This window comes from Phyllobacterium sp. YR531 (assembly GCF_000282595.1).
In the GTDB taxonomy this organism is placed as follows: Bacteria; Pseudomonadota; Alphaproteobacteria; order Rhizobiales; family Rhizobiaceae; genus Phyllobacterium.
This window is the reverse complement of the sequence record NZ_AKIZ01000013.1, coordinates 139,456-161,561: the sequence shown is the minus strand read 5'-3', so window position 1 is coordinate 161,561 and position 22,106 is coordinate 139,456. Positions and strand designations below refer to the sequence as shown.

The 22,106-nt window shown below is 53.5% G+C and carries 21 protein-coding genes and 1 pseudogene; 12 read left to right on the top strand and 10 right to left on the bottom strand.

The genetic code is table 11. The features are described from left to right. Nucleotides 1-40: 40 nt before the first annotated feature. The 3 genes from mgtE to PMI41_RS04195 form a co-directional block, all read right to left on the bottom strand. Nucleotides 41-1,414, bottom strand: coding sequence for a magnesium transporter (gene mgtE, locus PMI41_RS04210; protein WP_008122130.1), 1,374 nt, complete (start codon nucleotides 1,412-1,414; stop codon nucleotides 41-43). Between the two features lie 385 nt (nucleotides 1,415-1,799). Beyond that, nucleotides 1,800-4,241: an FAD-dependent oxidoreductase gene (locus tag PMI41_RS04200; protein WP_008122128.1), complete on the bottom strand. Its 2,442-nt coding sequence runs from the start codon at nucleotides 4,239-4,241 to the stop codon at nucleotides 1,800-1,802. 104 nt (nucleotides 4,242-4,345) lie between these two features. Next, nucleotides 4,346-5,251: a choline/ethanolamine kinase family protein gene (locus tag PMI41_RS04195; RefSeq protein ID WP_008122126.1), complete on the bottom strand. Its 906-nt coding sequence runs from the start codon at nucleotides 5,249-5,251 to the stop codon at nucleotides 4,346-4,348. A 353-nt stretch (nucleotides 5,252-5,604) separates the two neighbouring features. Between PMI41_RS04195 and PMI41_RS04190 the strand changes: the two genes are divergently transcribed. Together PMI41_RS04190 and PMI41_RS04185 are read left to right on the top strand one after the other, a co-directional pair. Continuing rightward, nucleotides 5,605-6,369 (top strand): DeoR/GlpR family DNA-binding transcription regulator, encoded by a 765-nt coding sequence (locus PMI41_RS04190; RefSeq protein ID WP_008122121.1) that lies wholly within the window; start codon nucleotides 5,605-5,607, stop codon nucleotides 6,367-6,369. Nucleotides 6,370-6,447: 78 nt separating this feature from the next. Further along, nucleotides 6,448-7,017: a methylated-DNA--[protein]-cysteine S-methyltransferase gene (locus tag PMI41_RS04185; protein WP_008122119.1), complete on the top strand. Its 570-nt coding sequence runs from the start codon at nucleotides 6,448-6,450 to the stop codon at nucleotides 7,015-7,017. A gap of 64 nt (nucleotides 7,018-7,081) precedes the next feature. Here PMI41_RS04185 and PMI41_RS04180 read toward each other — a convergent pair whose 3' ends face one another. Beyond that, a complete protein-coding gene (locus PMI41_RS04180; protein ID WP_157179305.1) occupies nucleotides 7,082-7,825 on the bottom strand; it encodes a 3-oxoacyl-ACP reductase family protein in 744 nt (247 codons plus the stop codon). A gap of 97 nt (nucleotides 7,826-7,922) precedes the next feature. Here PMI41_RS04180 and PMI41_RS04175 point away from each other — a divergent pair, with 97 nt between their 5' ends. Then, nucleotides 7,923-8,528, top strand: coding sequence for a TetR/AcrR family transcriptional regulator (locus PMI41_RS04175; RefSeq protein ID WP_008122114.1), 606 nt, complete (start codon nucleotides 7,923-7,925; stop codon nucleotides 8,526-8,528). Here the strand turns inward: PMI41_RS04175 and PMI41_RS04170 are convergent. Further along, nucleotides 8,520-9,185, bottom strand: coding sequence for a DJ-1/PfpI family protein (locus PMI41_RS04170; RefSeq protein WP_008122112.1), 666 nt, complete (start codon nucleotides 9,183-9,185; stop codon nucleotides 8,520-8,522). The genes PMI41_RS04175 and PMI41_RS04170 overlap by 9 nt on opposite strands. Before the next feature lie 84 nt (nucleotides 9,186-9,269). On the opposite strand from PMI41_RS04170, the gene PMI41_RS04165 reads away from it, so the two are divergent. From PMI41_RS04165 to PMI41_RS24935, 7 genes and pseudogenes are all read left to right on the top strand, one after another. Continuing rightward, the gene (locus PMI41_RS04165) at nucleotides 9,270-10,223 is read left to right on the top strand and encodes a GlxA family transcriptional regulator (protein ID WP_086003505.1); all 954 of its coding nucleotides are present in this window, start codon (nucleotides 9,270-9,272) and stop codon (nucleotides 10,221-10,223) included. Nucleotides 10,224-10,979: 756 nt separating this feature from the next. Beyond that, a pseudogene (locus tag PMI41_RS04155) lies at nucleotides 10,980-11,228 on the top strand (helix-turn-helix domain-containing protein); the annotation flags it as partial. A 278-nt stretch (nucleotides 11,229-11,506) separates the two neighbouring features. Then, a complete protein-coding gene (gene glyA, locus PMI41_RS04150) occupies nucleotides 11,507-12,799 on the top strand; it encodes a serine hydroxymethyltransferase (protein WP_008122103.1) in 1,293 nt (430 codons plus the stop codon). A gap of 10 nt (nucleotides 12,800-12,809) precedes the next feature. Next, entirely contained in the window at nucleotides 12,810-13,214 is a 405-nt protein-coding gene (locus PMI41_RS04145; RefSeq protein ID WP_008122101.1) for a hypothetical protein, read from the top strand. Nucleotides 13,215-13,220: 6 nt separating this feature from the next. Then, nucleotides 13,221-14,480 (top strand): ATP-grasp domain-containing protein, encoded by a 1,260-nt coding sequence (locus PMI41_RS04140; RefSeq protein ID WP_008122099.1) that lies wholly within the window; start codon nucleotides 13,221-13,223, stop codon nucleotides 14,478-14,480. Nucleotides 14,481-14,545: 65 nt separating this feature from the next. Continuing rightward, a complete protein-coding gene (locus PMI41_RS04135) occupies nucleotides 14,546-15,703 on the top strand; it encodes a hypothetical protein (RefSeq protein WP_040853701.1) in 1,158 nt (385 codons plus the stop codon). After that, nucleotides 15,700-15,867, top strand: coding sequence for a hypothetical protein (locus PMI41_RS24935; protein ID WP_157179304.1), 168 nt, complete (start codon nucleotides 15,700-15,702; stop codon nucleotides 15,865-15,867). Before PMI41_RS04135 ends, PMI41_RS24935 begins: the two co-directional genes overlap by 4 nt. Nucleotides 15,868-16,265: 398 nt before the next feature. Here PMI41_RS24935 and rpsP read toward each other — a convergent pair whose 3' ends face one another. The 5 genes from rpsP to PMI41_RS04110 all read right to left on the bottom strand — a co-directional run bounded on the left by rpsP (nucleotide 16,266) and on the right by PMI41_RS04110 (nucleotide 19,398). Continuing rightward, on the bottom strand, nucleotides 16,266-16,679 hold the full coding sequence (gene rpsP / locus PMI41_RS04130) for a 30S ribosomal protein S16 (RefSeq protein WP_008122093.1): 414 nt from the start codon (nucleotides 16,677-16,679) through the stop codon (nucleotides 16,266-16,268). A gap of 18 nt (nucleotides 16,680-16,697) precedes the next feature. Continuing rightward, the gene (locus PMI41_RS04125) at nucleotides 16,698-17,006 is read right to left on the bottom strand and encodes a chorismate mutase (protein ID WP_008122091.1); all 309 of its coding nucleotides are present in this window, start codon (nucleotides 17,004-17,006) and stop codon (nucleotides 16,698-16,700) included. 2 nt (nucleotides 17,007-17,008) lie between these two features. Then, nucleotides 17,009-18,595, bottom strand: a complete 1,587-nt coding sequence (gene ffh / locus PMI41_RS04120) for a signal recognition particle protein (protein WP_008122090.1) — start codon at nucleotides 18,593-18,595, stop codon at nucleotides 17,009-17,011. A gap of 235 nt (nucleotides 18,596-18,830) precedes the next feature. Next, nucleotides 18,831-19,142: a BrnA antitoxin family protein gene (locus PMI41_RS04115; RefSeq protein ID WP_008122087.1), complete on the bottom strand. Its 312-nt coding sequence runs from the start codon at nucleotides 19,140-19,142 to the stop codon at nucleotides 18,831-18,833. Further along, nucleotides 19,111-19,398: a BrnT family toxin gene (locus tag PMI41_RS04110; RefSeq protein ID WP_008122085.1), complete on the bottom strand. Its 288-nt coding sequence runs from the start codon at nucleotides 19,396-19,398 to the stop codon at nucleotides 19,111-19,113. The genes PMI41_RS04115 and PMI41_RS04110 overlap by 32 nt, the downstream gene beginning before the upstream one ends. Before the next feature lie 331 nt (nucleotides 19,399-19,729). On the opposite strand from PMI41_RS04110, the gene PMI41_RS04105 reads away from it, so the two are divergent. After that, on the top strand, nucleotides 19,730-20,551 hold the full coding sequence (locus tag PMI41_RS04105; protein WP_008122082.1) for a lytic murein transglycosylase: 822 nt from the start codon (nucleotides 19,730-19,732) through the stop codon (nucleotides 20,549-20,551). A gap of 84 nt (nucleotides 20,552-20,635) precedes the next feature. Next, nucleotides 20,636-22,093, top strand: a complete 1,458-nt coding sequence (locus PMI41_RS04100; RefSeq protein WP_008122080.1) for a sensor domain-containing diguanylate cyclase — start codon at nucleotides 20,636-20,638, stop codon at nucleotides 22,091-22,093. The last annotated feature ends 13 nt before the right edge of the window (nucleotides 22,094-22,106 follow it).

Genomic DNA, 22,106 nt, shown 5'->3' with positions numbered 1-22,106 from the left:
GCAGAGGAATATGCCGCCCACATGGCTTTGAAAGCGTGGCTCAGAGCAAGGTTCCCGAGAGGATAACCAGTGCAATGCTGAAATAAATCACCAATCCGGTCACATCGACAAGCGTTGCGACAAATGGTGCAGAGGCACTTGCCGGATCAAAACCCAAACGCTGCATGGCGAACGGCAGCATGGACCCGACCAGCGAGCCGAAGGTCACTATGCCGACCAGAGCAGCGCCAACAGTCGCGGCAACCAATTCCCAATGCTGGCCATAATCATAAAGACCAAGCATTTGCCAGACGGCGATACGGGCAATGCCGATTGCTCCTAAAAACGAACCAAGCACCAGTCCCGTTGGAATTTCGCGCAAAGCAACCTTCCACCAGTCTTTCAGCCTTAGGTCCTGAAGGGCCAAGGCACGGATAAGCAGGGAGGTAGCTTGCGAGCCGGAATTGCCACCAGAGCTCATGATGAGAGGGATAAACAGTGTTAAAACAACGGCTTTCTCCAACTCTCCTTCAAAATGCTGCATGGCGCTTGCAGTCAGCATCTCGCCCAGAAGCAGGATTCCGAGCCAACCAGCGCGCTTATGGATCATCTGGAAGAAACCGATCTGCATATAGGGCTTGTTCAAGGCCTCCATGCCGCCGAACTTCAGTGTGTCCTCGGTCATTTCCTGAGTCATGGCATCGATAACATCATCAACCGTAACGATTCCAATGACTTGGTTTTTGTCAGTCACGACCGGAACAGCCAGAAGATCGTGCTTGCGGAAAAGGCGGGCAACATCCTCCTGATCGGTCAGCGGGCTAACCACCACAGGTGCAACATCGCGGCCGACGCTGAGGATAGAGGCCTCCGGTTCGCTGGTAATAAGGCGCCGCAATGTCACAGTCCGAAGCAGAATTTTCGAAGCAGGATCAATGACATAGATTGCGTATATGGTCTCGCGGGACCGCTCGACCTCACGGATGTGTTGCAGGGTTTGCCCGACGTTCCAATCCGACGGCACGCTGACAAACTCAGTTGTCATGAGGCTGCCCGCAGTATGGGGCGGATAACGCAAAAGTTTGCGAAGCGCAGCGGTGGTTTCAGGGCCAAGACCGGCAGCAAGCCGGGTTCGAGTTTCAGGGTCAAATTCTTGAAAGATATCTGTAACACGGTCGATCGACATCTCGTCGAGAATGTCGCGAGCCTTTGCCGCTGGGAGTTTTTGAATGATTTCCGATGCTGAATGTAGCTCGGGCTGATCGAAAATCAGCACGGCATGCTCAAGCGGCATGTCGATGAAAATATCAATGATATCAGTTAGTTCAAGCTCGTTTAGAAGCTCGATTGCATCTGCGGCATGCATGGATGCAAGGCGCTGAGCGATATTCAGGTCTGCGGCCAGCGCATCCTGATTTACGAGGATGTTGTTCATTTTACTCGCCTTTCCGTCGATCCGCCGTCAAGGGGGATCAAGGCGAGCTGATTCAAATCAGGCCAGGATCACCGCTGACGGCGCAAACAATCGACTACTGTCGTCGTTGGGCATGGAAATAGATTCCTGGTTGAATTGAGCAGGCGCGGAATGCGGGCTGCATGGAGGTCATTTGGCTCCGCGGCGCTATAAAGTCAACCCCCTGCAAAGTCGCTCAATCAAGTACAACCAAATTGCATGTCAAGATTGCAAAAATGCTCCCAAAATTGGCTAATTCGCTCGCAAAATCTGGAAATTCCGAGCAAACCTTTTGCCAAATCGCGGAAAGGCCCTTTCATTCCTGATAAAGAGTTTTTCCGCGCTGCCAAAACCCGCTGAAAAATGCTCAGGCTTTCACTTTTTCATTCTGCGGGTCGTAAAGTGGCTCCATATGCAACTTTGTTGCGAACCGTTCATTGGCGACTATGAGCTCATACTTTCCCTCGCGCAGGAAGTCGTCGCTGACGCCATCTTCGTTTCGGACATACCCATAGCCGACCGGTTTGCCGATCGTGTAACCGAAGCCGCCGCTCGTGAGATATCCGGCAAAGACGCCGTTGCGCAAAATCGTTTCACGCCCGAGCAGCACGACATCGCTATTAGTTACGGTGAAACCCGCCAGACGTTTTTTCAGCGGTTTGGCATTGATAGCTTCACTCGGGCCACGGCCGATGAAATCCGTATTTTTGCGAAGCTTGACCGCCCAGCCGAGGCCCGCCTCGAATGGCGAGTCATTTGGCGTGATATCAGAGCCCCAGGCCCGGTAGCCTTTTTCCAGGCGAAGCGATTCAATGGCGCGATAACCAACGGGACGGATTTCGAATTCTTCGCCTGCCGACATAAGTGCATCAAAGACCGTGCCGGTTGCATCAATCGGGACATGCAACTCCCAGCCGAGTTCACCGACATAGGTGATACGCAACGCGCGAACGATTATTCCGGCGATCTCAACTTCCCGAACATGGCCGAAGGGGAAATTGCTGTTACTGACATCGGAGCTGGTGACCTTCTCCAGCACGCTCCGGGACTTCGGCCCCATGAGTGAGAGCGTGCCATAATTCTCGGTAATATCGATGAGCTGGGCGTCGAGATCATCCGTGATGTGATCTCTGATCCAGGCAAAGTCATGAGTGCGAAAACCAGTGCCGGTGACAATGTAGAATTTATCATCGGAAAGGCGCGCAACCGTAAGGTCGCATTCAATGCCGCCTCTTGTATTGAGAAGCTGGGTATAGGTCAGACGGCCTGCAGGTTTGGAAACATCATTGGCGCAGATGTAGTCGAGGGCTTTGGCGGCATCCTTGCCGGACAGCTCAAACTTGGCAAAGGATGACTGATCGAAAATGCCGACCTTCTCGCGCACCAGCCGGTGGTCTTCGCCAACGGCATCGAACCAGTTCTGGCGACCCATCGAATAAACGTCTTCGGCAAGCGTGCCTTCCGGTGCGAACCAGTTTGGCCTTTCCCAGCCAAGCTTGGAGCCGAAGACGGCCCGATGCTTTTTCAAGCGCTCGTAGAGGGGTGAAACAATGGCAGGGCGGCCTGAGGCATATTCCTCATGCGGGAAACCAATTGTGTAATGCTTGCCATAGGCTTCAAGGGTTCTGTCGCGCACCCAATCGCGATTGCGGTGGAGGTTGGAGAAGCGGCGAATATCGACGCTCCACAAATCAAGGGGTGCTTCCCCATCAATGGCCCACTGCGCCAGAACCCAACCGGCACCACCCCCGGAGGCAATACCAAATGCATTAAACCCAGCTCCGACGAACATGTTGGAACATTCGGGCGCTACACCCAGAATGAAGTTGCCATCGGGCGTGAAGCTTTCCGGTCCGTTGATCATCTGCTTGACCCCCGCCGTTTCCAGCGCCGGAATACGTTCGATGGCCTGAACCATATGCTGCTCGAAATGATCAAAATCATCATCGAACAGGCGGAATTGCCAATCGTTCGGCACATCGCCTGTCATCCAGCTTTGCGGATTGGGTTCATAGCCGCCCATGACCAGCCCGCCAACTTCTTCCTTGAAGTAGGTGCGCCGGTCAGGATCGCGTAAGGTCGGGGCATCGGCTGCGAGCCCTTCGATTTTCTCAGTGATGATGTATTGGTGCTTAACCGGCTGCAGCGGCACATTGATGCCCGCCATGTCGCCGACCTGCCTTGCCCATTGTCCGGCGCAGTTGACAACTTTTTCGCAGGCAATGTCGCCTTGGTCTGTCTTGACCTTGATGATCCTGCCCGCTTCCATTTCAAAGCCGGTCACCCGAATATTTTCGATAAGCTTTGCGCCATTCATCCGTGCGCCCTTGGCAAGCGACTGGGTGATGTCGGAAGGGCTTGCCTGGCCGTCAGTGGGCAGCCAGCTTGCGCCGACAAGATCATCGACGTTCAGGAGTGGCCACATCGCCTTTACTTCCTTGGGCGACAAAAGCTCCATATCCATGCCGAAGCTGCCAGCAGTTGTTTTCAGTCGCTTATATTCCGTCCAGCGATCCTGATTGGTCGCCAGACGTAGACAGCCAGTCATTTTCCATCCGGTCTCAAGGCCGGTTTCGGCGGCAAGCCGTTTGTACAGTTCAACGGAATATTTGAGCACGCGGGTGATGGAGGCGGAAGAGCGGAGCTGGCCCACAAGACCAGCCGCATGCCAGGTGGAGCCTGATGTCAATTGGCCCATGTCAAGCAGCACAACATCCGCCTTGTGATCCTTGGCGAGGTGATAGGCGGTGGAGCAACCGATAATGCCACCACCAATAACAACGATCTGAGCGTGGGAAGGAAGGGTCATGATTACGTTACTCTAACGGTTGTTTGTATTTCACTATTGCGTGGTTCGCCCTCCTGAGCCTGTCGAAGGGCGAACCACGCACAATGGGATTGCAGTTTGGAAAATTATCCATACACAGCCCGATAACTCTCCAATGCCTGATCCAGCCGAAGCAAATTCTCAGCGGTATAGGCTGCATAATCGACACCCGGTGCATTGAGATGAAGCTCTGAAACCATGCTCCACATGGCTTCGCGCAAGAGGGAGGCGCACTGCATTGCGGCATGGGAACGCTGGAGATCAGGGTCGGGCAGACCACCAAAATATGATTCCAGAAGGGTTTGCGACTCTGCCGTGCTGAGGCCGGCATTTGACGCCAGACCCGCCAGATCAAACATGGCTGTCGAGAACCCCGCATACTCGAAATCGATCAGCCAGAGCCGCTCCCCATCGTCAAGAATATTGGCGGGCAGAAGGTCATTATGGCTGAAGATGATGGGCAGCGGTTTCTGCACCGTTTCCATTTCTTCGGCGATAGCCAGATAGGAAGGAAGTTTGGACACAAAGCGGCTTTTGCCCGCTTCAAGTGTGCGGGCATAATCCCGGATCACGTGGAAAACCCAGAACATGAAGCCCGGCCCGAGAATATGCTGAGGCATGCTGGTGTGGAACTGCCGGATGAGCTTTGCGACACGCGGAATATTTGCACGCACATCGTCTGCGTCCCAAGTTTTTGCGCCAAGAAAAGCAGTGACCATGACTCCATCTTCAGCGTGAAAAAGCTCAGGCGCGAATCCGGCGCGATGTGCGGCCCGGGCCGTCATTGCCTCGCGGGCACGGAATACGTGATGAAAGGGATAATCTGTGCCGAAGCGGACAACATATTTGCCTGCATTGTCCTCGACCACATAGCTTTCATTGCTGATGCCGCCCTTTAAAAGGGCTACGCTTATATTGCCTTTCCACAGTGGCAGGCTGGCAATGCGCGATTGCACAATCCCATTATCAGCAGGAGGTATTGCAGTAGTCATGCGACGCGTCCGCTCCTCACTGCGGGGCCAATATTTCAGGACGCTGGCATGAAGCGCAGTCAGACAGACTCACCATGAGCAACGAACATGTTTCACGAGGGTGTGAGCTCTCCATGGAACAGAACGATTATTCAAGACTTGCTGCGTAGCATCCCCATACATGCTTCTTGTTATTCGAGGATTCCCCTCACGATGAGCCTGTCTAACCACGCTTCTTATTATGATGTGAGGTTCCTGCATCCTGTGACGTCTGTCAACAGAATTATGTGGTATTTTGTGGTTTTTATGCCTGATTACATCGAATTATGTGGTAGTTATGCCCGTTATCTTACGGTTTGGTCAAAGGTTCGGTCATGAGTTCGAAGCGCCGCGGTGATATCAAGCGCCTTTTACAGGATGAAGGAACGATTTCGATTGCTGACCTGGCGATGAAACTGGGCGTTTCTCTCGAAACCATCCGGCGCGACGTCAAGCCCTTATATGACGAGGGTGCGATTACCCGCGTGCACGGCGCCATCGGACTTCCGCAGCATCTTGGAGAAGCGCCGTTTGAACTTCGCATGCGTGAGAATGCCGATGCGAAAAGGCTAATAGGCGAATATGCGGCGCGTACGATCAGGAATGGCGAATCCATCATGCTTGATACGGGTACGACAACGAGTTTCCTTGCCCGCGAACTTTTGCAGCATCGCAACCTGACAGTGATAACCAATTCATCTGATATCGCCCGCACCCTTTCGACTGTGAATGGCAACAGGGTTTTCATGGCAGGTGGAGAGTTGCGTAGTGACAGCGGTGCCGCCTTTGGCGTTTCGGCAATCGAATTTGTCAGCCGGTTCAGCGTGAACCACGCTGTCATTTCCATCGGTGCCATAGACGCATCGGGGGGGGTGATGGATTATGATCTTGAAGAGGCGGAATTTGCCCGCACTGTATTGTCGCGGGGAGCCCGCAAACTGGCCATAACCGATGCTACGAAATTTGGCCGTCGCGGGCTGGTGAAGGTTTGCGGCTTTGATGGCTTTGATGAGTTGGTGACGGATCAGGACCCACCTGCGGATATAAGGCAAGCTCTGGGTGAAGCAGGTGCGCTGTTGACGATCGCCACGCGGCAATAAAATAGAGTTCCACAGAGCAAGAAAAGGATTGGCGCGGAAATAATCAAGGCTATTCTAGGCACGAGTCGGAGAAAAGACGTGTCCAAATTATTGCTCAGCAAATCCATCCAGACCAAAATTGGTCCGATGATCGCCATGGCCACCAGCGAAGCTCTGGTGCTGCTGGAATTTCACGACCGTACAATCCTTGAATATGAGCTGAAAGAATTGCAGCAGCGCTATGGCTACAAGATAGAGGCGGGAAGTAATGGCGTGCTTGACAGTATACAGGCAGAACTAGACGCTTATTTCGAGGGAAAGCTGACCAGATTTGAAACACCACTTGCGCTGCCGGCAATGCCTTTTCAAAAGCAGATATGGTCTGTGCTGCAAGAAATTCCCTATGGGGAAACCCGTACCTATGGCGGCATAGCGCGTGATCTCGGTAAGCCCAACTCAAGCCGGGCTGTTGGCGCGGCCAATGGCCAGAATCGCATAGCGATCGTAATTCCCTGTCACCGGGTGATCGGGGCTGATGGTGCGCTGACTGGTTATGGCGGCGGCAAACACCGCAAACGTTATTTGCTCGACCTCGAACATCGCGTCGCGGCGGGTATTTCTGAAAGCCCGGTGTACCATCCGATTACTGCGCAAAGCAGCATGTTCTAGGATCGCAATGCCCCTATCTCCCCATGATGGGGAGATAGGGATCATCGGCAATCAGCGTGAAATCCTAGGCGTTGGCACCGCCATCAATGACAAAGCCTGAGCCGGTGATAAAGCGGCTTTCTTCACTGGCAAGAAATGCGACAAGTCCGGCAATATCCCTGGCCTCACCAAATTTCGGAATGGCCATGCGGGCGCGCTGCCCATCGGCATGATCGCCATTGGCAGGATTCATATCCGTATCCGTAGAGCCGGGATGGACGATGTTTGCAGTGATTTCCCGCGGGCCGAGGTCGCGGGCAAGGGCTTTTGTCAGGCCGATGAGCGCTGCCTTGCTGGTGGCATAGGCAAGAATTCCGCTGAAGGGGACAATCTCAGCGAGATTGCTGCCAATGGTAATGATACGACCGCCAGCGCTCATATGTGCAGCAGCGGTTTTCGAAGCGACAAAGCTGGCACGAACGTGGATCGACATAACGCGGTCAAACTCCGCCAGTTCAAGCTGATCAACTGTGTCCATCGTATAGACGCCCGCATTATTGACAAGGATGTCGAGGCGGCCAAACTTGGTGTGCGCTTCATTGACAGCGCTTTCAACAGCGGCGGCGTCGAGATTGTCAGCCTTGATGGCAACGGCGCGGCGGCCAAGCTTTTCTATCGCCTTGACTGTTTCATCGGCCTTGGATGCCGCACTGGTATAGGTGATGGCGATATCGGCGCCATCTTCAGCAAGTTTCAGTGCAATGGCGGCACCCATTCCACGGCTTCCGCCGGTAATAAAGGCAACCTTGTTTTCAAGACGGGACATCATATTTCCTTTTATGTAATGATCGATACATAATTGATGGCACTGTTGCAACGGGGCGTCAAGTGATTTATGTATCGATCATTAAAGAAAGGACTTAGCCATGTCTTCGAAAGGTCGTCCGCGTGCATTCGACCGTGATGCGGCGCTGGAACGCGCCATGTGGATATTCTGGAAAAAGGGTTATGATAGCGCTTCGATGGCGGATCTTACCGCTGCGATGCAGATCAACGCGCCCAGCCTGTACGCTGCATTCGGCAGCAAGGCCGATCTGTTCAGGGAGGCGGTGGCGCTTTACACGGGCAAGGTAGGGCAACGCATCAAGAACTCGCTCCCGAATGCGGTCACCGCCAAGGAAGGCATTGCCGATTTTCTGATGCAAACCGCCATCTCGCATACCAGCCCTGACCAGCCGCATGGCTGCATGGTGGTCCTGGGCGCCCTGCATGGAGATGATGCGGAGAACACGCCGTGCGCTTTGCTGCGGGATCGCAGGTTGGACAATGTGGAGCTGTTGCGCGGGCGACTGGAGCGCGGGGTACGCGATGGCGAGATTGCGGACGCCGTCGATCTCCAGCAGGTGGCTGAGTTCTATGTCACCGTACAGCATGGCATGTCGATCACCGCACGCGATGGAGCGACATTGGAGCAGCTGACCAAGACTGCCCGCGCGGCCATGGCCGCGTGGGATGAACTGGTTTCAGCCTAGACCAAGGATCGCTTCTCGTTCAGTGCGGGCTTTCGCAAGGCGCTGTCTGGCATGCGCCAGAATCTCTGCAGATGCTTCCTTCGGCGTTCCCGATTTGAACGGAGGGGCTGGCGCATATTCCAGCGATAGCTGGACAATCTCCGCTTCTGTCTGCCCGATCAATTCTGCCAGTACAGTCAGGCCGAAATCTATTCCTGATGTTACACCGCCCGCTGTAATCAGATTGCCATCCTGCACGACACGTTCCTCAACGGGGATTGCACCGAAATGCGGCAGAAAATCCAACGCGTTCCAATGGGTTGCCGCACGCTTGCCCTTGAGCAGGCCTGCTGCACCAAGCACCAAAGATCCGGTGCAAACGGAGGTGATGAAGCGCGCTTGATCCGCCTGCTTGCGGATAAATGCCAGCACCTCTTCGTCGCGCAGTAACGCGTTGATACCGCCGCCACCGGGAACGCAAATGACATCAAGTTGCGGACAGTCCTTGAACGTCATTGTGGGGGTCAGCTTGAGGCCGGTCGCGGACGTCAAGGGCTCGAGATCCTTCCAGATAAGGTGAACCTGTGTGTCAGGGGCTGATGCAAACACCTCATAGGGGCCCGTGAGGTCGAGTTGTTGAACGCGGGGAAATGCGAGTATTCCAAAGGTTAAGGGCATAAGGGTACTCCTGTTGACGCTGGCAATGTACAGGAATAGAACTTGGCAAGATTGCCAATCAACCCTCGTTTCAAGCCAAGTGCCATGCGCCGTATCGAGATATTGACCTTTGATCAGGCCCAGCTGCTGGATGTGGCAGGGCCTTTGCAGGTTTTTGCCTCGGCCAATGATCTAGCCGCAGCCAAGGGCATTGCGCTGCCTTATCAAATGGTGGTCATGGCCGAGAAGACACCCGTACTCACCACATCCGGGTTGGAGCTGACGGCGGTGCCTTTGCCGGGCAATGAAAGTATTCCCGATACGCTGATCGTGGCGGGTGGGCGAGGCGTCAATGCTGCTTGCGAAAATGTGACGCTGGTTAAATGGGTGAAGGATCGTGCCAAGCTGGCAGGGCGCACTGCCTCGGTTTGCAGCGGGGCCCTGCTTCTGGCTGAAACGGGGTTGCTGAATGGAAAGCGGGCGGTGACACACTGGCAGCGCTGTGATGAATTCGCCAAACGCTACCCTCTGGTGCTCCTCGATCCGGACCCGATCTTTGTGCAGGATGGCAATATCTGGACATCAGCAGGTGTGACAGCTGGAATTGATCTGGCACTTGCGCTGGTGGAAGCAGATCTCGGGCGCGATATGGCGCTGGCTGTCGCAAGGCAGCTCGTGGTGTTCCTCAAGCGCCCCGGTGGACAGACGCAGTTCAGCGCTGCACTGACCCTGCAGGAGGGCGACCGGCATTTCGACCGACTTCATGGCTGGATCATGGAGAACTTGAGCAAGACACTATCGCTTGAGGTACTGGCTGAGCAGGCATGCATGAGTCCGCGCAGTTTCTCGCGCCATTACCGGCAGAAAACCGGGCGGACACCAGCCCGCGCCATCGAAGATATACGGATTGAAACAGCCCGCCGCCTGCTGGAAGAGGGGCTGACAGTTGCCCGCGTTTCGCGGCGCTGCGGCTTTGGATCGGAAGAGACCATGCGCCGCGCATTCATGCGAAGCTTGGGCACCAATCCCCAAACCTACCGCCAACGCTTTTCGGTCTAAGTTTTGCGTTGGCACTGTATAGTTTTATAAGCCGTGATTGATAATTACTTTGGCGGCTCCGGTATAAATGTTTGATCTACAGACATCTCGAATGATCCGTCACATATTAGCATTCCGAAAATTCTAGCGATTTTCCGCCCAGATTTGGTCACATAAAAAGTCTGGGACCAAAGCGTTGCTGGATCGGTATAACCGATATCTTCAACAGGCTCGAAACCGTCATATTCAGCGTCAATATACTTGAAGAACCCCGGTCGAGAAACGACGGAGAGTATGTCGGCTCTCACGGTCTCGATGGGAGTGTCACCACATTGTGGTACAGTGTACCATAAAGGCTTGAAAAAAAGCGCGCCGACAATGATAAATATAATGGCAACGAAAGTGCCGAAACCTATTGCAATACATTTTAACATTAATCACCACTCCATGAGACGGGAATAGAATCTGGGATATCGATCGCGTAAGGAGTCCTAGAGAAAAGACTGCCCACAGTTGTCAAACCTTCTGCCATGGTTGTGCGATGGGTGCTGGAATCAAAATGGAAGGTCAGCATGCGGTCATAGACCTGCAACATGAAAAGTGGCGATGTCAGCGCCAGAATATTTATAATTGCGCTCGATGCGCATAGCACTATCCAGATTCGGCTCAATATAATCGCACCCTAAATTACATGCCGCTGAAATGTATATTCACTTGCGTAATCGGATAACCCAGACCTTAGTTGAATACGCATGATCAAACTGTTGAACTCAGGTGCTGGCTGCGCAGGTGCATATGAGCCCGCGCAGTTTCTCGCGCCATTACCGACAGAAAACCGGGCGGACACCAGCCCGCGCCATCGAAGATATCCGGATTGAAACCGCCCGCCGCCTGCTGGAGGAAGGGCTGACAGTTGCCCGCGTTTCGCGGCGCTGCGGCTTTGGATCGGAAGAGACCATGCGCCGGGCATTCATGCGAAGCTTGGGCACCAATCCCCAAACCTACCGCCAACGCTTTTCGGTTTAATATGGCTGCATCTTTCGCGATAAAAGCCGCCGTGAAAAATAATTTACCCGGCTAATTTAAAAAGTTATATTTGCAAACAAATAGAAAATAGTATCTGCAAATGCCTTATAATGGAATTTATTTCCTGTCCACGTGCTTTTAAAGTATGCTTTACCTGTATGTCTGGTTGTAATTATACATAATCATATGCAATTGTAGCGATACTGATATTAAAATTTTTAAAACGACGACCGATATTTAAAGAGCACTCTGGCTGATTTTTGTTCGGAGATATTGATATGCATTTGCGCAATTTGCAGCCTTCCCTGCCGTTTTTTATAAAATCCCTGGACCAAGTCGACCCGGCGATAAGTCGCTCAGTCAGAAGTGAGGAAGGGCGGCAACAGGATCAGATCGAGCTTATCGCCCCGAAGAATTATTTGAGTGTGGCTAGCAGACAGGCGGTTGCATCGATGATGGCGTTCACCTCCGTCGAGGGCTATCCGGGTCGCAGATATCATGCTGGGGTAGGCAATATTGATGAAATCGAACGTATTGCCATTGCCAGAGCAAGGGCCATGTTCAATGCGGGGCACGCCAATGTCCAACCCCATTCCGGAACGCAAGCAAACCAGGCCATCTATTTTGCTCTCCTGCAGTTGGGAGACACGGTACTAAGCATGGAACTGTCAGCCGGCGGACATTTGAGTCATGGCCAGAAATCAAACCTGTCAGGCAAATGGTTCAAAACCGTTTTCTACAGGACAGATACCGCAGGGCTAATTGATTATGAAGACATGCAGGAGCAGGCCCTGCAGCATCGGCCAAAACTGATCATAGTGGGTGGCTCATCATATCCCCGCACAATTGAATTTGAGAAAGTAGCATCCATTGCAAAAAGTGTTGGTGCGAAGGTTCTTGCCGATGTTGCGCATTTTTCTGGATTGATTGTTGGCGGCCAGTATTCTCATCCCTTTCCCCATGTCGACATCATCACCACGACCACAAACAAAAATCTCCGTGGTCCCAGAGGCGGTCTGATACTTTCAAGAGATGCGGATCTGGGCAAGTTGATTGATTCAGCAGTGTTCCCGGGAATACAGGGTGGTCCCCTTCCTGAAATGATAACGGCAAAAGCAGTATGTTTCGGAGAGGCTCTGGATTCGGAGTTTTCTGAATATGCCCGGCATGTTCTGGCCAATGCGAGAACGATAGCGGCTGGTCTTCAAAAACGGGGATATGAAATTGTAACGGGCGGGACCGACACGCCACTTGTCATGATCGATCTTCGTGCCAAACGAGTGACCGGCGACATTGCGCAGGAAGCATTGGAAGCCGCCGGACTGACATGTAATCGAAATCTTGTTCCATACGATCCTGAAAAGCCGAACATTACATCAGGCCTGCGTATCGGCACGTCCGCCATCACGACAAGAGGCATGAAAACAGAAGAGGCCGACATAATTGCGGGTCTTTTATCCGACGTGCTGGACAAGGTTGTGTCCGGCGCGCGCGGTGCAGATGCTTCCACACCGGAAACACTCATCGCAGTCAAAGAGCTATCGCGGAGCTTCCCGATTTATCCTCATTAAGGATACTGCCATGTATGAGAAAGCCGATGGTTCCCGGGTTTGGCTCAAAACCCATTCCCGTACGCCCTATTTGGCGATTAACGGGCGTTTGCACACGTCTGAGGATTACAGCACCATTCGACAGCGATTGCTGGTTGCTTATGAGGTAATCCCCAACCTCAGCTCGGAGGATGCCTTTCTCGTTGAGGAACCAACAGAAGCAGGGTCGCTTTTATTTTGCGCACAGGCAGATTTGAACTGTGCTGTTCTCCTGATCGGGGTTCTTGGTCAGATTGAACAGGCAGAATCGAACGAAACCCTGCTTCCACAATTCTTCAAGCGGGTGAGTGATGCCGTTCTGAGTATTCAGTCAAGCGTCAGGGCCAATGTTCAGCTGCAAGCGATTCAGTGCGAACTCGCCATGCATGGAGGATAGAGCATCATGAGCAAGCATCTTCTGATCGTTGATTCAAATGTGCCGGGATTCGACACTATTCAAAATGCCTCGGACGCTGGCATAATTGTTTCGTTCATACGCTCCAATTATCGCCTTTACACCGTAACGGAAAACGTGATCAGGACAGTGTATGGCGTTGCCAATGTGATTTCGATTGATGATCCGACAAGTCTGGATCAGGTCAAAAAGGCGATGTCTGCCATTCACAATTTGTTGCCAGTAGATGGTGTGATTACTCAGTTGGAGGCTTGTGTGGATGTCGTTGCACAAGCCTGTGCCGATCTTGGCATCAGATTTACAAATGCGCGCGCTGTAGCAAATGCCAGGGATAAGGCAAAGGCGCGTGAGCTTATCGAGGCAGTCGGCATCAGATCTGCGCGTTGCAGGATCGTCTCTACGCCGGACGAAGCGGCGCAGGTGACTGCAGAATTTGGCTGCCCTGTCATTGTCAAACCTCAGACGGGCTACGATAGCCTGTTGGCATACCCAGCTCATTCCCCCGAGCAGGCAGCGTCTGCAACGAATGCGCTATTGAACGGCATCAAGGACACACCACGGCAGATACATTCACAACTGCAAAAAGGCGTGCTTGTGGAGGAGCTGCTGGTAGGCGAGCTCGTTTCTGTCGAACTGGGTGTGAAAGACGGGAAATTCTATCGTTTTATGGTTTCCGGGCGTCCCCGATCCAAGGAAAACGAATGTATCGAAATGGGCGCAACAATGCCGGCGGATATCTCCAGCGAGTTGCGCGAAGAGTGCTTTTTTTATGCCGAGAGTGTCGTGACTGCTTTGGGGTTGGATATAGGCATATTCCACATAGAGATGATTCTGACAAAGCGGGGTCCGACGCTTGTCGAGGTCAATCCCCGACTGATGGGAGGGGTCATGCCCGGCATGTACAAGCATCTAACCAGCGACGATATCTCCAAACACCTGATCAATATCCATCTCGATCTACCTGTCGAAGCGCCTGAGCTTGATGTGCGTGATTTCATCACATCACGAAAGCTCATGCCGCGTAACAACGGACAACTTGCAGGCCAGATTGATGTGAGTTGGGCCGCTGCAACCGAGGGGCTCATACATTTCGATCCCTACGCTCTGCGTCCTGGACAAGAGGTAAAGGCAAATCAGGTTCTGGCCCGCTATCAAATCCGTCGAAACTCACTTGATGATGCAGGCGTGATTGCCGACGAACTGCTCGACAGATTTGAAGTGGCTATTGGTATTCCCCTTATTCGATAGAGAGTTTGTGAAGAATGGTGCTTGGCCTGAAGGAGATATCTCCGGTTAGACTGTTAATTTTATCAATGTTTGCCAGCTCGATTGGTACGAATCTTATTCTCGTTGCTTTGTCAGTTCATTTCTTTCAGTTGAACGGATCGGCCTTAGGCGCGGCTGGTGTTTATGTTGCACAGTTTACCCCGGTCATCATTTTCATGCCGCTCGCGTGGAGGATTTGCGATCGCTTGCCGCTGCGAACGGCCCTTGTATCACTGGAGTTGGTAGCGGCACTGCTGACAATTCTGGTGGGAGCGACCGTCGCCGGTGGTTATCTCTGGCTGGCATATGCGCTGATATTTGCACGCGGCTTTTTTGACATGACCACGAAAGCTGCAAGAAATGTCGCCACCAAGCAGTATGCTCTGCCAGAGAGTATCGGGCGGGCGAACAATATGATCAGTGCTGCCTCCTATGCCGGGCAGGCATTTGGGGCGCTTCTCGGTTTCCTCCTTATTGCCAGACAACCCATGATGTCGATTGCGAGCATCAATGCTGTAACCTTTGTCCTGTCGGCGGGTCTGTGCGTCCTTCTTCCGTGGCGCGCTGCCATCAAAAGTGCCGAAGGCGGTTACGCGGCGCTCTGGCGGCGCGGACGTGATGCTTTGCTGTCTGACGCAGCGTTACTCGAAGCCATGGGATATCTGGTTGCAACCGTCATTATTCTTCAGGGTTTCAACCAGGTTGCGCGTTTATGGATACCTTTGGCATGGCTTCAACTGCCGGCATCCTCAGGCGCCATAAGCGAAGTTGTCGGCGTTCTCGGGGTCGTGTCGGGCTTGGCCTTCGTGAGCAGGTTTCTGACTGGCACAAAAGGCCTCAACTGGAATATTCCAACGGTATTTTTCTGCGCTCTGGTCTTGCTATGCACACCATTCGCGACCAGATCAGTCACCGTCAGTTTTCTGTTTTATTTTCTTTTCATGATGGTTTTTGAAATCATTTTCATGATGTCGATGAACAGCATTCTGACGCGATCAAAGATGGATGATGTTCCATGCCTGATGGTGATTTTTTACGGTTGTGCGTTTGGAGGAATGGCAATATCCGCGACCATTATCGGCGCGGCGGTTGACCAGAACGGGCTACCGATTGTTGCCCTGGGGCTGGCCTTGGGCGGACTCATTTTTGCAGCTGCCTTTTACAGGTATGTTTCACGTCGAAGAGTTCGGGAGATGGCAGCTTGAAGAAAATCTCGGTGCGTTGTTCTGGACAAGCTCAGCGGCAACGACTGGAGGAGGCGAGCAAAATAGACCTCGGCTTCCCGCATGAATTTTTGGCGCGCCCGATGACACAGGCAATCATGACAGGTGGATTGAGAATTGAAAGGCGGTTTGGTGGGGGTGCCTAAGTATAAATTCTTTCGGTTTTCCGCCATTCGTAAATGTATCTGCAAAACAGTAGTGCGTGGTTCGACGAGGCTCACCATGAGGAAGATGGGTGTACCGCAGAAATGAGGTGATTTGCCACCTCGCAACTACATGGCCGGTCACGACTTTCCTCATGGTGAGCCCTCCTGAGTTTGTCTAAGGGCGAACCACGCACTGCTGTTTTGCAATTTATCTTTCAAAACGTGGCGCTGCTATCAAAGGTGGCACAAAATTCGACCCATAGTCTCGTCTTTTGGATTGTAGCCTTCGCGGGCGTGGTAAAATATTTTGTCGGTTATCTAAACTCTGAATCTATAGCTAAAAACAAAACGGGCGGCACATGGCCACCCGTTTTGCATTCAATAGATGAAAGTGCCGATTAGCTGGCAGCTTCTTCTTCAGCCGGTGCTTCTGCAGCCTTTGCAGCTTCTGCTTCAGCAGCAGCCTTTGCCTTCGCATCTTCTTCAGCCTGCTTGGCCATGGCAACGCGTTCCTGCGCCTTTTTGCCTGGCAGTGCCTTTTCAGGGTTGTTGCGGGTGTCGCGCTTGGCGATACCAGCCTGATCAAGGAAGCGAAGAACGCGGTCTGTTGGCTGTGCGCCGTGACCGATCCAGTAGTTGATGCGTTCTGCATCAAGCTTGACGCGGTCGCCATCCTTAGGAAGCATTGGGTTCCATGCACCAACGGTTTCGATGAAACGGCCGTCGCGAGGCGAACGGACGTCAGCAACAACGACGTGGTAGTAAGGGCGCTTCTTTGAGCCCGCACGGGCCAGACGGATTTTTAATGGCATTGGTAGTCTCCTAGCTAATTATTGCGTGCCGTTTTCTTTGGCAGCGGTTGTTTCGTGATGCCTGATCACTTCCTTGACGATGAAGTTCAGGAACTTCTCGGCAAAATCGGGGTCGAGGTCGGCGGACAGCGCCAGTGAGCGCAGGCGTTCAACCTGAAGTTTTTCGCGGTTCGGGTCGGCAGGTGCCAGACCGTTCTTCGCCTTGAGAACGCCGACCGCCTTGGTGCAGCGGAAGCGCTCTGCGAGCATGTGAATGAGCGCGGCATCGATATTGTCGATGGAGGCGCGCAGTTCGAGCAATTCTTTTGGCAGGGATGACGAGCTCATGATCAGCCTTTCTTCTTGGGAAAGCCGGGAAGGCCGCCGCCCAGACCTGGAAGGCGTGGGAGACCGCCCGGGCCACCGAGACCACCAGGAAGACCACCAAGTCCGCCGGGCAGACCGCCGCCCTTGCCGAACCCGGCTGCTTCTGCCTGTTTCTGCAGAGCTTCAAGCTGCTTCGGGTCCATCTTCGACAGGTCAGGCATACCTCCGCCAAAACCTCCGGGGCCGCCGAGCCCGCCAAGGCCCATCTTGGCACCAAGGCCGCCCATCATCTGTTTCATCATGCCGCCTTTGCCCTTGCCCATCGACTTCATCATGTCCGCCATCTGGCGATGCATTTTCAGAAGCTTATTGATGTCGGCGGCATTGGTACCGGAACCCTTGGCAATACGCTGCTTGCGCGAATGCTTGAGCACATCGGGATTGCTGCGTTCGGCTTTGGTCATTGACGAGATAATTGCGAGCTGGCGCTTGAAGATGGAATCATCAAGACCGGCAGCGGCCATCTGATCCTTCATCTTGCCCATGCCGGGCATCATTCCCATGATGCCGCCCATGCCGCCCATCTTCTGCATCTGGCCGATCTGGTCAGCAAGATCGTTCAGATCGAACTTGCCGGACTGCATCTTCTTGGCCATCGCCGCGGCTTTTTCCGCATCGATGTTTTCAGCAGCCTTCTCAACCAGCGAAACAATATCGCCCATGCCGAGAATGCGGTCAGCGATACGGCGGGGATAGAACTCCTCCAGCGCATCCATTTTTTCGCCGGTGGCGATAAGCTTGATCGGCTTGCCGGTAACGGCACGCATGGAAAGAGCGGCACCACCGCGTCCATCGCCATCCATACGGGTAAGGACAAGACCGGTAATGCCGACGCGCTCATCAAAGGAGCGTGCGAGATTGACAGCGTCCTGACCTGTCAGCGCATCGGCAACGAGCAGGATTTCGTGCGGATTGGCCTTCTTCTTGATGTCGGCCATTTCGAGCATGAGTGGCTCGTCAATATGGGTGCGGCCGGCAGTATCGAGAATAACAACATCATGGCCACCGAGCTTGGCAGCCTGTACGGCACGGGCGGCGATCTCAACGGGTGTCTGGCCTGCAATAATGGGCAGTGTGTCAACGCCGGTCTGCACACCAAGCTGGCGCAGCTGTTCCTGCGCAGCGGGACGGCGCGTATCGAGCGAAGCAAGAAGTACTTTCTTCTTGGAGCGTTCGGTGAGGCGCTTGCCGATCTTGCCGGTGGTCGTGGTTTTACCGGAACCCTGCAGACCGACCATCATGATGACAACGGGCGCGGGCGCATTCAGATCAATGGTGACGCCTTCAGCGCCGAGCATATCCACCAGCTCGTCATGCACGATCTTGACGACCATCTGGCCGGGCTTGATGCTTTTCAGAATGTCAGCGCCGACAGCTTTGGCGCGCACCTTGTCGGTGAAGGAGCGGACAACATCCAGCGCAACGTCAGCTTCAAGCAGCGCACGGCGTATCTCGCGCAGGGCTGCCGAGACATCGGCATCCGACAGCGCGCCACGGCCTGTGAGGCCGTTCAAAATAGTACCTAGCCGTTCCTGTAAGCTCTCGAACATCCAAACTTTCCTTTATCCCTTCGAAGACCGTTCCCCGAAAGATAAGTACCAACCGCGCCAAGGCAATGAGCACAAAGCAAAATGACACCCGAGGGCGCATCGCGCTGTCGGGTGTTGACCTCCGGGATCGTTTGACCCTTGCGGGGTCCCGGTTGGCTGCTCGGAGTTTATTGCTCGTCGCGGATTGATGAGCGGCTTAAACAGGAAATGCAGCGTGGAGTCAAGATGTGTGGCCTCACGCCCGCTTTTTCAGGCCAGCAGCATCCCGCAAGGTCTCATCAATGCGGCCTTGCCAGCCGGGGCCGGTCGAGCGGTAGTAATCCAGCACATCAGGGCTGAGGCGAATGGAGACAGGTTTCTTTGGCGCATCGGCAACAGGACGGCCGGGGCGACGCTTGGTCAAAACATCAGCCAGAACCGTATCAGGGTCTTCCATGGCAGCCTTGGTGATGGCCGCATCCTGTTCATCAGTTATCGTTGCGCGGTAAGCCAACGCGCGTTCAATAAGCTCTGCATTAGTCCATGTTCTGTTTTTTTGCGCGCACATACTCATCTACCTCCTTTCGATTGGCCTCCCGCAAAGAAATAGCCCGTGGGGCAAAACCTCGCATTGTGTAAACAAGTCTATAAAGCTTGTTTCCGGCGAATGCCGTCGCGATTATCCGTTCTTCGCCATAATCGTATCGATCATCAATCCACTCGATCGCGGTATCAAATTCAAATTGGTCCAGTATTTCAAAAGCCACACCGTGCTTGCGCAGATTGCGTTTTGCCTTTTCCTCATCCCATTCAAACTTACTCATAAAAACTGCTCTGGTCAATAATTATTGTATATACAAAAATATTCATGCGTTTATATGCGCGTGTCATAAGGTACGACGAAAAGATCGACCGGCGCTCTCATCAATTAGTCGAATAGGGTTGCTCGGGTGGAAACTAGCGTGGTGAGCAACCGAGGATTGCAATGTTGGATGAGCACTCAAGCGGGGCAACCTGTCTCCCAACTGCCATAACAAGTCCAAAACTGCCCGAATTAGCGCCGTTTTGAGGGCTTTAGCACGATTCAGCCAGATGACAGGACACGCGAAAAGTGGCAGATAGGCACAAGACGATTCAACTTTTAAGGAGATATCCATGGCATTTGTTGCCAAAGGCAGATTTTTTGCGGGCGTCGCGGCCGCTATTCTCGGCTTGGCCGGCACTGCACATGCAGCTGGTCAATGTGGCAACAATTCTGCTGGGTTCCCCGAATGGATTCAACAGTACAAGCAGGAAGCACAGGCGCAGGGCATTGGCAGCCGGGGTCTCAAGGCTCTGGATGGTGTGACTTATGCCAGCAAGACCATCAATGCCGACCGGAATATGAAGAGCTTCAAATATTCGCTCGATAAGTTCATGCAGGTTCGTGGCGCACAGACGATCATTTCCCGCGGCAAGAAGCAGAAAGCGCAGAATGCGGCACTGTTTGACCGTATCGAGCAGCGTTATGGTGTGCCTGCTGGTCCACTCCTGGCCATATGGGGCATGGAAACCGGATTCGGCGCGTATCTGGGCAGCCAGAATACACTTTCTGCAGTTGCAACGCTGGCCTATGATTGCCGCCGTCCCGCCTATTTCCGCCCGCATCTGAATGCGGCGCTCCAGCTGGTCGACAACGGCACTCTTTCTCCCGATGCCAAAGGCGCCATGCATGGCGAAATTGGCCAGACACAGTTCCTTCCGCTGAACGTATTGAAGTATGGCGCTGATGGTGACGGCAATGGCCGCATCGATATGGTGCGTTCCAAGGCTGATGCGCTGGCTTCAACGGCAAACTTCCTGCGTGGCCATGGCTGGCAACCGGGTGCCGGATATCAGCCGGGACAGCCCAATTATGCAGCCATCCAGGGCTGGAATGCTGCAAGCGTCTATCAGCAGGCGATCGCCATCATGGGCGCACAGATCGACGGCCAGTAATATCCGTCCGGCATTAAGGGTCCGGTGCAATGCGCCGGACCCGCCAAACCGAATGCTCCTCCAAGCCAAGAGTTCAAAGTTTCGATGAACGACCGAATTGATCAACGGACCGAGAGCGATACCTTCGATCTCGCGCCTATTTCATTGTGGCTGGAAGATTTCAGCGATGTGCGGTCCCTCTTTGAAACCTGGCGCAAGGCTGGTGTTACAGATGTCAAATCCTATCTTCTGGAGGATGTTACCCGCATCCGGGAATGCTCGCGCCTGATCCGCGTTCTCAAAGTCAACAAGAAGACACTTTCGCTTTTTCAGGCGGAAAGCTTTGAAAACCTGACAGCCAATCTTGACACGATCTTTCGCGATGACATGCTTTTATCCCATGTGCAGGAGCTTGCCGCGCTGTGGAATGGTGAAACCGAGTTCTCCAGCGATACAGTGAACTACACGTTGTCCGGCGGCCGTCTCGACATTCAGCTGCGTGGCACGGTTCTGCCCGGTTATGAAAATACATGGGAGCGCGTATTGCTCTCCATTGAAGACGTGACCGAGCGTGAGGATGCGCGCCGACAGCAGATTGAAAGCAAGCAATATGCCGAAGGTCTGTTCGAGCATTCGCCCGTATCCTTGTGGGTGGAGGATTTTAGCCGCATCAAAAGGCTGCTTGATGAGGTACGGGAGCGTGGCATAACCGATTTCCGGGTGTTTACCGATGTCCACCCGGAGTTTGTTGGCCAATGCGCCAGTGAAATCCGCGTTATCGATGTCAACAAGGAAACTCTCAAGCTTTTCCTTGCACCGGACAAGATGACATTGCTGCGCCGTTTGCCCGATGTTTTCCGCGATGTCATGAACACGCATTTCCGGGAGCAGCTGATCGAGCTTTGGAATGGTAATCTGTTCCACACCCGCGAAACGGTGAATTATGCGCTCGACGGTACAGAGCGTCATGTTCTGCTGCAGTTCTCAGTGCTGCCGGGACATGAGCAGGATTGGTCGCTGGTCCAGATTTCTTTGACGGATATTACGGCGCGTAAGAAAGCCGAAGCCTATCTGGAATATCTCGGCAAGCATGATGTACTGACGAAACTGCACAACCGTGCCTTCTACGTGGACGAACTGAACAGGCTTGAACGTCGAGAGTTCTTTCCGGTATCCATCATCATACTGGACCTCAATGGCTTGAAGGCCATCAATGATCAGTGGGGCCATGGTGTTGGCGATGGTCTGTTGCGACGTATGGGTGAGGTGCTCGGTGAAGCGGTCAAGCCCCCATCCTATGCGGCGCGCATCGGCGGCGATGAGTTTGCTGTGCTGTTGCCGTCAATCGATGAGCTGGGTGTTGCCAGCATGGTTGATGAAATCCGCAGCCTGATCGAGATCAACAACCAGTATTACTCGAACATCGTCCTGAATGTTTCAATTGGCTGGGCGACGAGTGCTGCCGGTGAAAAGCTGGAGGCGGTTGCAAAACGTGCTGACCTTCTGATGTATGAGGATAAGCACCAGCATTACACCAGAGCAGGGAACAGCCACCACGGCTGATCCCCTTCGGGTC

Coding starts and splice junctions, on each gene's coding strand:
- mgtE (WP_008122130.1), bottom strand. CDS start 1,414: ATGAACAACATCCTCGTAAATCAGGATGCGCTGGCCGCAGACCTGAAT.
- PMI41_RS04200 (WP_008122128.1), bottom strand. CDS start 4,241: ATGACCCTTCCTTCCCACGCTCAGATCGTTGTTATTGGTGGTGGCATT.
- PMI41_RS04195 (WP_008122126.1), bottom strand. CDS start 5,251: ATGACTACTGCAATACCTCCTGCTGATAATGGGATTGTGCAATCGCGC.
- PMI41_RS04190 (WP_008122121.1), top strand. CDS start 5,605: ATGAGTTCGAAGCGCCGCGGTGATATCAAGCGCCTTTTACAGGATGAA.
- PMI41_RS04180 (WP_157179305.1), bottom strand. CDS start 7,825: ATGATGTCCCGTCTTGAAAACAAGGTTGCCTTTATTACCGGCGGAAGC.
- PMI41_RS04175 (WP_008122114.1), top strand. CDS start 7,923: ATGTCTTCGAAAGGTCGTCCGCGTGCATTCGACCGTGATGCGGCGCTG.
- PMI41_RS04170 (WP_008122112.1), bottom strand. CDS start 9,185: ATGCCCTTAACCTTTGGAATACTCGCATTTCCCCGCGTTCAACAACTC.
- PMI41_RS04165 (WP_086003505.1), top strand. CDS start 9,270: ATGCGCCGTATCGAGATATTGACCTTTGATCAGGCCCAGCTGCTGGAT.
- glyA (WP_008122103.1), top strand. CDS start 11,507: ATGCATTTGCGCAATTTGCAGCCTTCCCTGCCGTTTTTTATAAAATCC.
- PMI41_RS04145 (WP_008122101.1), top strand. CDS start 12,810: ATGTATGAGAAAGCCGATGGTTCCCGGGTTTGGCTCAAAACCCATTCC.
- PMI41_RS04140 (WP_008122099.1), top strand. CDS start 13,221: ATGAGCAAGCATCTTCTGATCGTTGATTCAAATGTGCCGGGATTCGAC.
- PMI41_RS04135 (WP_040853701.1), top strand. CDS start 14,546: ATGTTTGCCAGCTCGATTGGTACGAATCTTATTCTCGTTGCTTTGTCA.
- rpsP (WP_008122093.1), bottom strand. CDS start 16,679: ATGCCATTAAAAATCCGTCTGGCCCGTGCGGGCTCAAAGAAGCGCCCT.
- PMI41_RS04125 (WP_008122091.1), bottom strand. CDS start 17,006: ATGAGCTCGTCATCCCTGCCAAAAGAATTGCTCGAACTGCGCGCCTCC.
- ffh (WP_008122090.1), bottom strand. CDS start 18,595: ATGTTCGAGAGCTTACAGGAACGGCTAGGTACTATTTTGAACGGCCTC.
- PMI41_RS04115 (WP_008122087.1), bottom strand. CDS start 19,142: ATGTGCGCGCAAAAAAACAGAACATGGACTAATGCAGAGCTTATTGAA.
- PMI41_RS04110 (WP_008122085.1), bottom strand. CDS start 19,398: ATGAGTAAGTTTGAATGGGATGAGGAAAAGGCAAAACGCAATCTGCGC.
- PMI41_RS04105 (WP_008122082.1), top strand. CDS start 19,730: ATGGCATTTGTTGCCAAAGGCAGATTTTTTGCGGGCGTCGCGGCCGCT.
- PMI41_RS04100 (WP_008122080.1), top strand. CDS start 20,636: ATGAACGACCGAATTGATCAACGGACCGAGAGCGATACCTTCGATCTC.